Source organism: Aliivibrio sp. A6 (genome assembly GCF_028765505.1).
Classification (GTDB): Bacteria; Pseudomonadota; Gammaproteobacteria; order Enterobacterales; family Vibrionaceae; genus Aliivibrio; species Aliivibrio finisterrensis_A.
On record NZ_JARACR010000016.1, the window covers coordinates 54406 to 69181 of the forward strand.

12 protein-coding genes and 1 other annotated feature are annotated in these 14776 nt (G+C 39.2%); of the genes, 2 read left to right on the forward strand and 10 right to left on the reverse strand.

Features of this window, described 5'->3' with window-relative positions:
- Positions 1-131: 131 nt before the first annotated feature.
- The 10 genes from PVK70_RS11020 to PVK70_RS11065 form a co-directional block, all read right to left on the reverse strand.
- On the reverse strand, positions 132-1538 hold the full coding sequence (locus PVK70_RS11020) for a Fic family protein (RefSeq protein ID WP_207216391.1): 1407 nt from the start codon (positions 1536-1538) through the stop codon (positions 132-134).
- A gap of 121 nt (positions 1539-1659) precedes the next feature.
- On the reverse strand, positions 1660-2397 hold the full coding sequence (gene hisA, locus PVK70_RS11025) for a 1-(5-phosphoribosyl)-5-[(5-phosphoribosylamino)methylideneamino]imidazole-4-carboxamide isomerase (protein WP_005418747.1): 738 nt from the start codon (positions 2395-2397) through the stop codon (positions 1660-1662).
- A 208-nt stretch (positions 2398-2605) separates the two neighbouring features.
- Entirely contained in the window at positions 2606-3220 is a 615-nt protein-coding gene (hisH, locus tag PVK70_RS11030) for an imidazole glycerol phosphate synthase subunit HisH (protein ID WP_130048258.1), read from the reverse strand.
- Positions 3221-3228: 8 nt separating this feature from the next.
- A complete protein-coding gene (hisB, locus tag PVK70_RS11035; protein WP_130048259.1) occupies positions 3229-4302 on the reverse strand; it encodes a bifunctional histidinol-phosphatase/imidazoleglycerol-phosphate dehydratase HisB in 1074 nt (357 codons plus the stop codon).
- An 80-nt stretch (positions 4303-4382) separates the two neighbouring features.
- Positions 4383-5423 carry a histidinol-phosphate transaminase gene (gene hisC / locus PVK70_RS11040; protein WP_130048284.1) on the reverse strand — a complete coding sequence of 347 codons (1041 nt, stop codon included), beginning with the start codon at positions 5421-5423 and terminating at the stop codon, positions 4383-4385.
- 12 nt (positions 5424-5435) lie between these two features.
- Positions 5436-6752 carry a histidinol dehydrogenase gene (gene hisD / locus PVK70_RS11045; RefSeq protein WP_130048260.1) on the reverse strand — a complete coding sequence of 439 codons (1317 nt, stop codon included), beginning with the start codon at positions 6750-6752 and terminating at the stop codon, positions 5436-5438.
- Between the two features lie 5 nt (positions 6753-6757).
- Positions 6758-7654 carry an ATP phosphoribosyltransferase gene (hisG, locus tag PVK70_RS11050; protein WP_130048261.1) on the reverse strand — a complete coding sequence of 299 codons (897 nt, stop codon included), beginning with the start codon at positions 7652-7654 and terminating at the stop codon, positions 6758-6760.
- A 69-nt stretch (positions 7655-7723) separates the two neighbouring features.
- Positions 7724-7850: a sequence feature (His leader region), on the reverse strand.
- Between the two features lie 196 nt (positions 7851-8046).
- The gene (locus tag PVK70_RS11055) at positions 8047-9066 is read right to left on the reverse strand and encodes a porin (RefSeq protein WP_130048262.1); all 1020 of its coding nucleotides are present in this window, start codon (positions 9064-9066) and stop codon (positions 8047-8049) included.
- Between the two features lie 484 nt (positions 9067-9550).
- Entirely contained in the window at positions 9551-10174 is a 624-nt protein-coding gene (locus PVK70_RS11060; protein ID WP_130048263.1) for a DUF2057 family protein, read from the reverse strand.
- Positions 10175-10247: 73 nt separating this feature from the next.
- Entirely contained in the window at positions 10248-11285 is a 1038-nt protein-coding gene (locus PVK70_RS11065) for a porin (protein ID WP_130048264.1), read from the reverse strand.
- A gap of 527 nt (positions 11286-11812) precedes the next feature.
- Here PVK70_RS11065 and dinG point away from each other — a divergent pair.
- Together dinG and PVK70_RS11075 are read left to right on the forward strand one after the other, a co-directional pair.
- Positions 11813-13897 (forward strand): ATP-dependent DNA helicase DinG, encoded by a 2085-nt coding sequence (gene dinG / locus PVK70_RS11070; protein ID WP_130048265.1) that lies wholly within the window; start codon positions 11813-11815, stop codon positions 13895-13897.
- A gap of 100 nt (positions 13898-13997) precedes the next feature.
- On the forward strand, positions 13998-14768 hold the full coding sequence (locus PVK70_RS11075; RefSeq protein WP_130048266.1) for a TSUP family transporter: 771 nt from the start codon (positions 13998-14000) through the stop codon (positions 14766-14768).
- Positions 14769-14776: the final 8 nt, after the last annotated feature.

Below are 14776 nucleotides of genomic sequence, written 5' to 3' on the forward strand. Positions count from 1 at the left end.
TGAATTTTTATTCAAGACTAAATCGTTAATTCATAAAGACAATGTACACATTTTTGTTATACATAAAAAGACAAAAAGTAAAAATTCTGATAGCAAACTTTCCGGTTTACACACTGTCTTAATTATATTTTTTACGCTACCTTGCTCGTGTCGAACTTTTCTTTCCAAATAAGGAAGATATTCTCAGTGACACCAAGTGAAATAATCGCGCCACTATGAAGTTTATCAAGTTCAACCGTAGTGATAGAAATGAACTTATCAGCATTTTGAATCTTATTCTCAGTACAGAATAGCTCCAAATGAGCCTGAACCTCCACACCAACAATCATTCCTCTGATAATTTCACCGATCACTTGTTTACGTTCACTGCGATATTTAATCCTGTACGAATCAATAACACCAATCGACTGTTCAACAACCTTATACTGCTCGCAGGAACGCTCATATGCCCACAAAAATACCTCTAGTGCAGGAATGTAGTCCCCTGTTTCATAAAAATAAATCAGCGTTTTAACATAGTCATCTCTAGGGACATCCACAAAGCTTAATGGACATAGGTTTTCTTGGATAAACGGTAAATTACAACTTAAGCGTGCCGTACGCTTGTTAACATCCTCAAAAGCTTGAATATACGATAGATGCATAAATAGAAAGAAGGATTGCTCAAACGGGTCATTAATTTTTACTGCCTTTCTCAAAAGCAGTGTAAATAATTCTTCTAATTGCTGCGGAGAATTTAACGGTAGGTAGGAAGTCTTAGTAATTTTGACTTCAATTTGCCTAATTTTACCGCATGAAGAACTATCAGATAACAAATCTTGAGACAATAACTGATGTAAATTTCTGATCACAAAAGGAGTTACGGAAATCTCTTCAGCATTTTCAATCAAAAACAGAATTGCCTCTTTGTGGTTTAAGATCATAATGGTTTCTTCATCGAACTTACCATTAACAGCTTCACCAGCTTGAAGTAGCCTTTCTGTATCAAGAATTGAATATGTATTTCCCTCTAATCGACTTGAGTTAAATGATAAATCGATGAGAAGTCTCTGTGCAATGTCCTTAGCATAAGTACCTGCAGCAAGCTTTTTATTAAAACGTTTACCTAGAGTTCTGAGTTTCAGAGCAATATCTTCAGATACGTATCTCGTCTGATTAGGGACATAACTTTCGACTAAAGACTGATCATAGGACACTTTAACGCGAGCATAAGAAGGTGTATCGAGTCTCTTAAGTTTCTCTAGGGACTCTTGAGTTAACAAGAAACTATGACTATCAACTGATTTTCTGTCTTGAAGTACTGATGAACTGACCATACTCTTGGTTAAAGACAAGTATTTAAGAGCACTTCGTTGACCCGATGTCGCAATATGAGACTCATCAGCGAGTTTTTTAAGTCGTCTCTGAAGCGTTTTTTCATTGATATCAAAAGACAACAGTTGATGAATTTCACTCTTTGACAACGGTTTATTTACCCGTTCTATAACACTTTTAATTTGCTCTAACTCTTGTGCAATAGAGATTGAATTGTTTTTCATAATCGAAGGCTCATTGTCTTATATACCTCATCATAGCCCAACTAAGGACACCCAACAACAGCTAGGGACACGCAAAGGACAGCGTTAAGGACAAGTCAATAACTGAGCCTATAGTAAACGGCTATTCGCTTTGCCAACATTGGAATGCCTCCTCTGCGGTAAACTTGCCATCAAGCAGTGCTCGACCAACAATGACACCTGCAACACCAGAGCCTTTCAGCGCGGCAATATCATCCAGTGACCCTATGCCACCAGAAGATTGGAATTGCACTTGTGGGTACTGTTTACATAGGTCTACGTAGAGTTCTACATTCGAGCCTTGCAACGTGCCATCGCGTGAAATGTCAGTACACAAAACATGCTTCAAACCAACGGTTAGGTAATCTTCAAGTAGTGCTTCAATAGTCACGCCTGAGTCTTCTTGCCAGCCTGAAATAGCCACATTACGGGTGCCGTTTTCATCAATGTTAATATCTAGCGCTAATACGATTTTTTCTGCGCCGTATTTTTCCATCCAACCTTTAACTAATTCTGGTTGTTTTACCGCGGTAGAACCAACCACCACACGCTGTGCACCAGCGTTTAATAAATCTTGTACGTCCGCTTCATTACGTACCCCTCCACCAATTTGAATATTGGCAGGGGTACTTGCTAACAAGCGTGCAATTAAATCTAACTGACGTGCTGTCGTGTCTTTTGCGCCCGTTAAATCCACAAGGTGTAACCAATTTGCACCCGCTTGGTGATACAGATTAAACTGCTCTGCTGGATCAACTTTGTATTCTGTTACTTGCCCGTAATCGCCTTGGAAAAGACGAACTACTTGGCCCTCAATTAAATCTAATGCTGGAATGATCATAAATATCCTTTTACGCCTCACTTTACTGTGAGTTCCTAATTTTTATTTACGCTATTAAATACTGTACTTTCAGAGTAATAGAGTTCAGATCGCTTCGCTTGAAGAATTCAGAAAAGCCGCTATAACATTGATTATCACCTCACCTTCTTCTGAACTCTGCAAGGGAGCTTGCGACCGATCTGAACTCTTTCTATTCTGCCCCTCTCTTTTACAACTCCAAAAAGTTCTGAATAAGCTTTGAACCCACTTTACTTGAGCGCTCTGGGTGAAACTGAACTCCGTAATAATTACCCGCTTGTAGCGCGGCGGTAAACGGTTGTCCATAGTCACAAGAAGCAATCGTATAATCACCTACTTGCATGCCAAAGCTGTGTACAAAGTAAAAGTAACTGTTCTCTGGAATGTCTTTAAACAGCGGGTTACCTTCAACTGGTTTAATGGTATTCCAACCCATGTGAGGCAGTGGTAAATCACCGGTTTGAAGCTTACGAACTTCGCCATCACATAAGCCTAAGCAATCCACAATTTGATCTGCTTTTTGGCCTTTCTCTTCAGAAAGTTTACCCAGCAGCTGCATACCTAAACAGATACCCAATAGCGGCTTTTCAACTTGTTTAACCAACTCAATAAGATCTCGTTCAGCCAAGTTTTTCATCGCTTCACTTGCTGTGCCAACACCCGGTAAAAACAACTTATCCGCCGCTAAAACAACTTGCGGATCACGGCTTATCGTAACGTCATAACCTAAACGCTCAATCGCAAATCTCACTGATGAAACGTTAGAGCAGCCCGTATCAATAATAACGATGTTTTGCTTTGTCATAGTCACTCCTACAATACGCCTTTTGAGCTTGGCAGTTCATTACCTTCTACTTTAATCGCTTGGCGTAAGGTACGACCAAACGCTTTAAATAGGCTTTCAATAATGTGGTGATCATTATGGCCTGCAGAAGAAAGGTGTAGAGTACAAGCAAGAGTATCAGTTAGAGAGCGGAAGAAGTGAACCACCATTTCTGTTGATAAATCCCCCACTTGATCACGACTAAATTCAGCATCAAATTTCAGATATGGACGACCTGATAAATCCAGCGCACATTGTGCTAAACACTCATCCATTGGTAAGCTAAAACCAAAGCGGCCAATACCACGCTTATCACCCAAGGCTTCTTTTAACGCTTCGCCCAATGCAAGAGCTGTATCTTCAATAGTGTGGTGATCATCAATGTGTAAGTCACCCTCAACATTGATCTTCATTTGGAAGCCACCGTGCGTAGCAATTTGATCAAGCATGTGATCAAAGAAACCAAGACCTGTAGTGATCTCATTTCCACCTTGCTCATCCAAATTAACAAACACTTTAATGTCCGTTTCTTTGGTTGTACGTATTACTTCTGCAGTACGTGCATTTACGGTCAGATCTTTTAAGATCGCAGGCCAATTCATTGTCTCAGGGTTATATTGAATACCACGGATCGCCATGTTCTCTGCTAGTTGAAGATCCGTTTGGCGATCACCAATCACGACTGAGTGTTGAAAATCCACTTTTCCACCTTGAAGATACTCTTTTACCATGCCCAGTTTAGGTTTGCGGCATGAGCAGTTGTCTTCTTCAAAGTGAGGACAGATAAGAACATCATCAAACTTAACGCCTTGAGATTCAAAAAAATCCATCATCATATTGTGTGGCGCATCAAACTCATCTTGTGGGTAGCTATCTGTACCTAAACCGTCTTGGTTGGTTACCATCACTAAACGGTAACCGGCATCTTGAAGAGAAAGTAGAGAAGGAATAACCAAAGGTTCAAACTTTAGCTTATCTAAACGGTCTACTTGAAAATCCACCGGCGGCTCAACAATTAAGGTGCCATCACGATCGATAAATAAAATCTTTTGTTGTTTGCTCACAGGAACGTCCTTTTAATTTTTCTTTTTTTAATTTTATCCCCAACGCCTTATTCCTAAGCTTGAAGGATAAATGATACCAATCACAGTAATTGATTACGGATAAAGCCCAATGTTTTTTCACATTCTTCGCGATTACCCACACTAATACGTACACAATCTTTAATTGGCGAATTACGTAAAATAATGCCGTGATCCCATGCAGCTTTAAATATGGCATCACCATCCGTAAACTTCACTAACAAGTAATTGCCCCAACCATCAAACACTGTAACTCCAGGTAATACCATTAGCCCTGCTTGTAAATAAGCACGATTTGCACTTAAATCAAGCATTTGGTATTTCATGCGAGCTAAACCGGCTTCAGATAAGGCTTGAGTCGCGATTTCAGCCACAGGAACTGGCACTGGGTATGGCGCAATCACTTTAAGTAATACATTAATCAGTTCTTCATTTGCTAATGTAAAACCACAGCGTAACCCCGCTAATGCAAAGGCTTTAGACAGCGTACGTAAGATAGCAAGGTGTGGATAATCAGCCAGTAAATCGACCGTAGATTTCTCCATACAAAAATCGATGTAAGCTTCATCCATAACAACAATGGCGCGATCTTTTGTCATCTCAAGCAATGAAAGAATGTCTTTACGATTAACGATGTTGCCCGTTGGGTTATTTGGACTACACACAAATACAACTTTGACATTTTCTAAGCTTGCTTCTATTGCAGGAAGATCTAGCTGCCAATCAGAAGTAAGTGGCACCGTTTTAGTCTCTACACCAATCGTTTCTGCACTGATTGAGTACATTCCATAAGTTGGTGGACAATATAAAATCGCATCTTCATTTGGCTCACAGAATGCACGAACTAATAACTCAATGCCTTCATCAGCACCGCGTGACGTTAGCACTTGCTCTGACCTTACATTTGCGTAAGCCGCATAAGCATTAATTAGCTCTGGTGGTTGACATTCGCTGTAACGATTAAGGCGTGCAAAATTGAATTTGTATTCATTATCAAATGGAGATTCATTGGCGTTTAACCACACATCCCCTGTACCACCAATACGGCGGGCAGAAAGATAAGGCGTTAATGCTTGCACTTGTTTTCTGGCTAACTTTTCCATCATGAATTCCTATTAATTTGCTTCTTGCTGGTTGGCTTCTAATTTAGCTAATTTTTCAATTCTGATTGTAACCGCTCGTTTGTGAGCATCAAGCCCTTCAGCTTCTGCCATTGTGACTACCGTTGAAGCTAACCCTTTTAAACCATCTGCAGTCAACTCTTGTACCGTCATACGTTTAGAGAAATCCGCAAGACCTAAGCTTGAATAGGTTCTCGTATAGCCGTAAGTAGGCAATACATGGTTGGTCCCTGATGCGTAATCCCCAGCTGATTCTGGAGAATAATCTCCTAAGAAAATAGAACCTGCATTATCTAGCAATGGCAATAATTCACGAGGATTTTTGGTTTGAACAATTAAGTGCTCAGGACCATAAAAGTTTGAGATTGAAACACATTGAGTTAGTGAATCAGCAATAATTAACAAACTAGAAGCGAGTGCTTGACGAGCAATATCTGAACGAGTCAGCGCTTTCAATTGTCGCTCTATTGCATCTGCAACTTGATCTGCAATGATCGGAGATGGAGTCACTAATACAACTTGTGAATCAGGTCCGTGCTCAGCTTGACTTAAGAGATCAGCAGCAATGAAATCAGGATCAGCAGTTTCATCGGCAATAACCAAAACTTCTGATGGGCCAGCTGGCATATCTATCGCAGCACCACGAAAATCATTGGATACCTGACGCTTAGCTTCCGTCACGTATGCGTTACCTGGGCCAAAAATCTTATCCACTTTAGACACCGATTTTGTGCCATACGCCATGGCCGCAACCGCTTGTGCACCACCAATGTTATACACCTCATCAATCTTACACAGTTTAGCGACATACAAAATTTCATCGGCGATTGGCGGTGGTGAACACAATACCACTTTTTGGCATCCGGCAATTTGTGCAGGGATGCCTAACATTAATACCGTTGATGGTAATGGCGCACTGCCGCCAGGGATATAAAGACCCACTTTATTGATCGGCATGGTGATTTGTTCACACACCACGCCCAGTTGAGTTTCTACTTTTATTGGTTGTGGCTTTTGTGCTTTGTGAAACTTAGAGATATTACTATACGCTTGTTGTAGCGCCGCTTTCATCTCTTCAGATAAACGTTCACTTGCCGCATCAATCTCTGATTTAGAGACTCGAATCGAATCAGGTTTTACACCATCAAACTTTTCGGTTAAGGCCAACACGCCTGCATCACCCTCTTGTTTAACCGTATTAATGACACTGGTTACCGCAGCAGTAATATTTGCCCCCTCAGTAATCGCAGGGCGTTGTAGTACTGTATTTTGTTGTGAGTCGCTGAGTGATTGCCAAACTAGAGTTTTCATAATGATTACTCCATCATCTTCTCAATTGGCAATACAAGAATAGAACTCGCACCCAGTGCTTTTAGCTGTTCCATTGTTTCCCAGAATAGATTTTCAGTACTTACTAGGTGAACCGCTACTTTTGCACCATCACTTGATAGAGGAAGTACTGTTGGATCTTCTGCTCCTGGAAGTAGTGATTTAATCGCTTCTAATTTATCTGTTGGTGCGTGTAGCATGATGTATTTAGATTCTTTAGCCTGAATGCAGCCTTGCATGCGTGTCAGTAGCTTTTCAATTAACGCAGCTTTATCTGCATCGAACTCACCTTGACGTTGAATTAGCGTTGCTTTAGAGCGGAAAATCACTTCAGCTTCTTTTAAGCCATTTGCTTCAAGCGTTGCGCCTGTTGATACTAAATCAGCAATCGCATCAGAAAGACCTGCACGTGGAGCGACTTCTACAGAACCGTTTAGAATACAAGTAGAGAATGGAATACCTTGCTCGTCCATAAAGCTTTTAAGCAGTCGAGGGGAAGTCGTTGCAATACGTTTACCTGCAAGATCTTGTGGGCCGTTGTACGTTTCATCTTTATCGATAGCGATAGATAGACGACAGCCACCAAAATCTAAACGACGTAGCGTAGTGAATGCTGAAGGCTCACCTAATGCTTTACGCTCTAAACGCACTTCTTCTAATTCATTTTCACCAATCACACCTAAATCGACCACACCATCCATGATTAAGCTTGGAATATCGTCATCACGAACTAATAATAAATCAATTGGCATGTTTTCAGAATGAACTACTAGGCGCTCACCTGAGATGTTAAATTTCATGCCACAGCGTTTAAACAACTCTTGGCACTCTTTAGATAAACGACCTTTCTTTTGAATCGCAATACGTAAACGTTGTGATGACATAATTTCTTCCTTGTAAAAATGTAATTCTAATTTTGTGGTAGTTATTTGTTACTTAATTTTGGTCATAAAACGAAAAAACCCTCAGAAGTTTTACCTTCCGAGGGTTTGAAATTGTATTCACCGGAAGGAAATTCTAATTGCCTTCCCGGATATGCATATCCTCCCGAAAGACTACTCAGGATGATGGTGATGATGAATGTTCAGACCTTGAATACGCATAATTATAAACCTTTAGTAACAAATTGATTTTGTTTTTAACCTTGTAAACACATTATCAAACTGTGGTTTTATTTCAACAAAAAAGATCAATTATTTTTAAGATTTTTTTACAGACGAAAAAAAGCCAGTCATCAAGACTGGCTTAATCGAATACTTTACTTTAAATCAAGTGATTAGAAGTAGTAGTAAGCAGCTGCGAATACGTGAGTTTCTTCGTCGTTGCCTTCGCCCATGTCAAGCTCTTGCTTAATATCGATACCCATATCGATGTTTTTCGCCATTGTGTACATCGCTGCAACGTTCATGTAAGACTGGTCAAGATCTTGAAGATTTTTCTTTTCAACTGTATTAGCAGCATAACCAGCAGCCAAAGTTAGGTCTTCAGAAAGAGCGTAGCCTGCTGACAAGTAGTAACCAGTATTCTTTTTATCAAATGCATTTGTGCCAGTAAGGTCATCTGAATCGCCATTCTCAATCCAGAAGTTAGCACCTAGTTTTACTGCACCTAATTTAACATTACCAGTAACAGTCGCTACATCATAGTCAGCTTCGTTACGAGTTTCGTAACCAGCGTATACGTTGAACATTTCTTGCTCGATACCCACGTAACCATTCACGCCTTTATCTGCCGCTGTGTGTACAGCCTCTGTTTCAAAGTAAGACACACCGTATGCGAAACCACTTGTAGAGCCTTGGAATTTAACTACATTAAATGCATCAGACGCATTGCCAGCAGAAGCACCAAACTCGTATGTGTTGTCGCCAGCGCCATCAACAGCATCAAGAGCAGTATCATTAGCCCATGCGAAAGATGCGATACCAACACCAGTATCAAAACCTAACCATGCTTTATCAACATTAGTTGCAAATTCAGAGCCATTCTTAAGAATTGGAGAAGTTTTATTATCAGTTGTGTATTGAAGCATAAGATCAGTTTCAAAATAACCAACGATACGGTTGTTACGGTAGTTAACTGCTAGAGTTAGGCCAGTAGCCCAATCATCATAAAATGCTTTAGAACCTGTGTCGTAGTAACCACCAACACCAACAGAACCAGATACTGAGAATTGGTCTTTGTGCATTGGGTCAAATGCAAACATTGCATCATTTTTGCTGTTTTGGCTGCTTGTATCAACAGCAAAAGCTGAAGCTGAGATACTTGCGATTGCAAGCGCTAAAAGAGTCTTTTTCATAATATTAAGTCCACTGCCTTTTCTTAGAAAGATTTGGAAATCCGATTTCCGGTTCCCTTTATTTTAGAAACGCTACAGCTGCATCTAACGTGCGACTTGTTAGCATCTCTGTTTCTGGACGCTACTTTGCTAAAGATTCCTCATTGTGTCAACGCGCAAAGTCAAGGAAAGTAAAAAATAATAAAGAGATGAAATACAGTAAGTTATAAATAAAAACATAAAAGCGTGATCGAGCTCAAACTAGAAAACATAAATTTACATAAATACCCACACAAATAAAAACACAACCAATCGCACTAAGTGCTTATAACAAGAGGATATAAAATATAAATAAAGATAAATGCACAATAACCAGCCAGAGCTATTTTTTAACATTTATAAATAGAAATAGAGAAAAGATGCAAGGTAAAAAAAAGTGCTTATTCCGCTAATTTTTTTTCAAATAGCGGAATAAAAAGACAGGTATTATAAGAAAGGCTAAAAATTAATTGTGATCAATGATCCATTTTTGGAAGGCCTTGCGCTCTTCTTCATTAGCTCGACTATACCAAAGTTTAAGCTGTAAGGAGTTTTCCGACTCTCTATTTTCCAGTTTTGAGCTTTCATTAACCGATGCTAATTCTTTTTTTAACTCTCGGATCTTACCGCTGTCAAATACTAGTCCCCTTTCATTATTGTATGTGGTTACAAGTTCCTGAATATTACCATAAGGTAAAAAGCTATCTGCTGGAGGTAAAATTACTTGCTCACTATTTAGTAACTCATTATCGGTATTAAATTGAAAAATAGGCTGAGCACTACTTACTTTTTTGTCTATTACACTATATTTTTTTGATACTAGCTCTAGGTTCAGGTCATCCTCTTGAACATCAACAACAACTAAATATGGTACGGTTGAAAAATGCTCCCTTTTACCGGATTTATTTAAGCTGCCAGAAAACTGTATCGCTAACTGGTTCTGACCTTTAATCAATTCATAAGAACTGTCGTTTTTAACCTTTTCACCATTAATAACAGAAATTTCAATCCCATTACCAACTTCCAACAATGCCGCATTAGCAGAAAAAGAGCTACTAAGCGTTAATGCCAATATAGTTATGTATTTCATTTCAAATCCTTTTAATACAAAAAAAGCCAGTGAAAACTCACTGGCTTTAGTATATCAGATTAATTGTCTAATATTAGAAGCTTAGGTAGATACCCGCTGTTACATTAGATACAGAGCCGTCTTTAGTTACAATTACATCTTTACCCGTAATCTCAGCTTGACCATATTCAACATATGCAGTCAGGTTAGAGATAATTGCGTAATCAGCACCAACATAGAAGTTAGTACCTTCTGCATCAAGTTTATTACCGTCCATATCTTTATCTGCATCAATCATCTGGTAAGCACCATAGATACGAGCATCGTTAATTGTATACGCAAGAGCAATACCCATTGATGTACCTTCGTGGTTACCTAACTCTAATTTAACATTATCATTATTACCACCAGAAACACCTACATCGCCCTGACCTTCATATGACGTAAACGTAGCTGCTACATAAAGATCTGAAATATCTGCAGATGCTGAAACACCAAATGCGTTTCCGCCTTTATCTGCTTTGTTTACTTTACCTGAATCCAAGTATGCTGCTGCAACAGAGAAGTCACCAAAAGTATAGTCAGCAGAAAGTGCATAATCAGATTTCTCACCCTTATCACCAGAGTTTGTACGAGTTTGTAAATCAGCTGAAAGAGCTAGGCTTTCAAGAACTGTAATTTCATAACGAGCACCTTTACCTTTAGACTCTGATGAGTTGTAAACCACATCAAATTCAACTTGCTCATTTGAAACTTCAGTTTTTTCTAGTACGCCGTAAGAAGAACCAGTTTCACCAAGAGAAACTTTACCAAAATTACCTTTAAAACCAGCAACTACATCATCGAAGGCCGCAGCAGAGTTACCGTCACCTTCAATCTCAAAAGAACCAAAAGCAGTTACTGAATCATTAATTTTATGTTCAAAATCAATTTGAGTGTACGCCCAAGTATAAATGTGAGCATCTTGAGTTGAATCAAGGCTATTATCTTTCATATCAATTTCTGATGTCTGTAAGTAAATATCTACTTCACCTTTCATTGAAACTGATGTGCCATCTTGGTTGTAAAGTTCAAATGCATTTGCGCCTGAAGCTGCTGTCATAACTGCTAAAGCTAAAAGAGTCTTTTTCATAATAATCCACTGCCTTTTCTTAAAGATTTGGAAATCCGATTTCCGGTTCCATGTATTTATGTAATTTTATTCTTCACTGACCAGCACATCTAACTGTGTGATTAATCAGCGCTTCTGAATGTCGAGTGCTACTTTGCAAAATCTTTCCTTCCATGTCAACGATGCATGTAAATTTAACTCAAAAAACATAAATTAAATAAAAACAAAGAGTTATGCCGTTTGATGGGTATTTTAGACACATAACACACATTAAAATGAAAGTTTAAGTAAATATTTATTTCTTAGCGCAAAAGAATTTAATTCTGAAATACAGGTGGAATTAGTTTTCACGCAGAGTAAAAAACCAACAAATGAAGATAAACAACCATAATCACAAATCTAAAAATTAACATTTAGAACTTTAATATAAGTTCATCTTATTTTCGTGACGTGTATCTCGATTTAAATACATAAGAATGCATTCTTTGCAGGAGATCACATTAGATAACGCGTGCTACAATAGTTTTTTATCTTCACTAGAGCTCATCATGCTGAACAAAGCTGTTACTGATTGCATCCGCGAAAGCTATAAAACACTACAAGATCAATTACCAGGTTTCATACCTCGCCGTGCACAGAACTATTTAGTAGCAGAAATCGCTAAATCACTTGCAGGTGAATACAGTGATACACATCGCATGATTGTGGCAGAAGCAGGGACAGGCATTGGCAAATCCTTAGCTTACCTACTAAGTGCAATTCCCTTTGCCAAACTGAACAATAAGAAAGTGGTCATTTCTACGGCAACCGTTGCCTTACAGGAACAACTCGCTCATAAAGACTTGCCTTTTTATCGCCGTATCTCACCACTTCCCTTCTCTTTTATTATTGCAAAAGGAAGACAGCGTTACTGCTGTAGCCATAAACTGGCTCTATTGGTAGAAACGAATCACGAAGAAGATAAACAGACAGCTTTGTTTACAGAAAAACCTAAAAAGAAAGATTTAGATCTTTTGAGAAGAATGTATAAAGCACATTCTGAAGGTAAATGGGATGGAGACATCGACAGTTGGCCAACAACAGTACCTTCTTCTATCTGGCAAAATGTTGTCTCTGATAAATACAGCTGCCATAACGGTTTACCAATGCATCGAGATTGCCCTTTTCAGAAAGCACGAGAGCATCTGGATAAAGCGGATGTAGTGATCGCAAATCACAGCCTTGTGATGGCCGATATCGACTTGGGCGGTGGAGTGGTACTTTCTGAGCCAGAGCAAACCATCTATATATTCGATGAAGCCCATCACTTGCCTAACGTAGCACGTGAGCACTCTTCTGCTGCTGCAAGTTTAAAAGGCACAGCTTCTTGGCTAGAGTCATTAAATAAATCGGTCAGTAAATTTTGTAATCTTGCCGATCAGAAGCGAGTGAATCGTTTTCAAAATACACTGCATGAAAATCTACAAGAGCTTATCCCCTCTTTAAATCAGCTAAGTAAACAGTTTGATCCGACACTCTTTAATGATGATGGTATTTATCGTTTCGAGCACGGTGAAATTCCAACCTGGCTCGCTGAACAAGCAAAAGAGTTAAAAGAGGTGTCAACCAAAGCAAATCAAGCATTAGCCAAGATCAGTGATTTAATATCCGAACGAATGAAAGACGGAGAACTAGCACCAAGAATGGCAGAGCCTGCATTAGCAGAAATGGGGTTTTATCTGCAACGATTAGAAAACTTAGCTCAAGTCTGGTTCTTAATGGCAAAGCCTAACAGCGATAAAGGCGCACCACTTGCTCGTTGGCTAGAGAAAAGTAAAGACAGAGAAAGTGACACTGTCATTAATGTATCTCCGCTGGAAGTCGGTTGGCAATTGGAACAAAATCTTTGGAGTCGTGCTGCTGGTGCTGTTATTGTTTCAGCAACTATGCGCGCGCTTAACAGTTATTCATTCTTCTGTAAGCAAGCTGGAATTTCAGAGAGGCCAGAAGATGGCGTTCGTTTTCTCTCTTTAGCTTCTCCGTTTAATTATCAAGAAAACGCACAATTGGTTATTCCAAAACTTCCAATGGAGCCTTCTGCTCCCGGTTTTACGGATTTATTAATTGAAGAGTTACCTTTTTATCTTGCTGATCAAACCTCAAGCTTAGTTTTGTTCTCTTCTTATTGGCAAATGAACAAAGTCGCAGAAGGCATTGAAAAAATAGCCAAGAAACACGGTTGGAGTTTATTGATTCAAGGTCAAGAGTCTCGTCAAGAGATCTTAAAAAAGCATAAGAAGCTTTGTGAGGAAAATAAAATCAGCATCTTATTTGGTACAGGAAGTTTTTCTGAAGGCTTAGATTTACCTGGAAACCTACTCACCAATTTAATCATCACTAAGATCCCATTTGGTGTTCCTACTTCACCGGTAGAAGAAGCGCATTCTGAATATATTGAAAGCCGAGGTGGCAATCCATTTATGCAGATCAGCGTTCCAGAAGCGAGTAAAAAATTGATCCAATCTGTTGGACGCTTACTGCGTAAAGAAGAAGATTCTGGTAGAGTTGTGCTGTTTGATCGCCGCGTTATAACTAAACGTTATGGCAAAGCGCTTTTAGATGCATTACCTCCTTTTAAGAGAGTGATAGAGTAAAGGTTCTTCTTTTTACTTAAACTGTATTTTTACCTGTTACTGCTAACGATTGTCGCTAATTGAACGGCGACTCTACCTATACTTATAATTAAGAGTTTATATGGAATTTCTTGAACCAAGTACCCTGCTTATTTTAGGGTTGGTTGCTTTTATTGCTGGATTTATCGATGCGGTTGCAGGCGGTGGCGGAATGTTAACCGTACCTGCGTTATTATCTATTGGATTACCACCACACATTGCTTTAGGTACTAACAAACTGGCCGCTACGTTTGCCTCATCAACAGCCGCACTTACCTATTTCAAAAAAAAATTATTTGACCCAAATTTTTGGAAGGCTTCTTTTATCGCCACACTATTTGGGGCAACCTTTGGCACTCTATTAGTTAACTATATTTCTACAGAGTGGTTAGAAAAAGGCTTACCTCTTATTATCTTAGCCGCCGCCTTATATACTATTTGGCCTAAAAGCGTCACATCAGAACAGAACCAATTACCTGAAAAAACACCCACATTAAAAAAACAACAAATCATTCAAGGCTTAACTCTTGGGTTTTATGATGGCGTTGCTGGCCCTGGTACTGGAGCATTTTGGACAGTCAGCAGCATGGCTATGTACCGTCTAAATATATTACTTGCTTCTGGTTTAGCCAAAGCAATGAACTTTACCAGTAATATAACCTCATTAATCACGTTTGCTTTTCTTGGGCATATTAATTGGGCCCTCGGATTAACTATGGGGGTGTGTTTAATGGTTGGCGCTTTTATTGGTGCTCATTCTGCAATTCGATTTGGCTCTAAATTTATTCGCCCTGTTTTTGTTACTGTTGTCTGTATCTTAGCGGCTAAACTTGCGCTGGATGCATGGTTCTAAATTGAGAG

Excerpts from the sequence above, each read along its gene's own strand:
- PVK70_RS11020 (WP_207216391.1), bottom strand. The coding sequence starts at position 1,538 with ATGAAAAACAATTCAATCTCTATTGCACAAGAGTTAGAGCAAATTAAA.
- hisA (WP_005418747.1), bottom strand. The coding sequence starts at position 2,397 with ATGATCATTCCAGCATTAGATTTAATTGAGGGCCAAGTAGTTCGTCTT.
- hisH (WP_130048258.1), bottom strand. The coding sequence starts at position 3,220 with ATGACAAAGCAAAACATCGTTATTATTGATACGGGCTGCTCTAACGTT.
- hisC (WP_130048284.1), bottom strand. The coding sequence starts at position 5,423 with ATGGAAAAGTTAGCCAGAAAACAAGTGCAAGCATTAACGCCTTATCTT.
- hisD (WP_130048260.1), bottom strand. The coding sequence starts at position 6,752 with ATGAAAACTCTAGTTTGGCAATCACTCAGCGACTCACAACAAAATACA.
- hisG (WP_130048261.1), bottom strand. The coding sequence starts at position 7,654 with ATGTCATCACAACGTTTACGTATTGCGATTCAAAAGAAAGGTCGTTTA.
- PVK70_RS11055 (WP_130048262.1), bottom strand. The coding sequence starts at position 9,066 with ATGAAAAAGACTCTTTTAGCGCTTGCAATCGCAAGTATCTCAGCTTCA.
- PVK70_RS11060 (WP_130048263.1), bottom strand. The coding sequence starts at position 10,174 with ATGAAATACATAACTATATTGGCATTAACGCTTAGTAGCTCTTTTTCT.
- PVK70_RS11065 (WP_130048264.1), bottom strand. The coding sequence starts at position 11,285 with ATGAAAAAGACTCTTTTAGCTTTAGCAGTTATGACAGCAGCTTCAGGC.
- dinG (WP_130048265.1), top strand. The coding sequence starts at position 11,813 with ATGCTGAACAAAGCTGTTACTGATTGCATCCGCGAAAGCTATAAAACA.
- PVK70_RS11075 (WP_130048266.1), top strand. The coding sequence starts at position 13,998 with ATGGAATTTCTTGAACCAAGTACCCTGCTTATTTTAGGGTTGGTTGCT.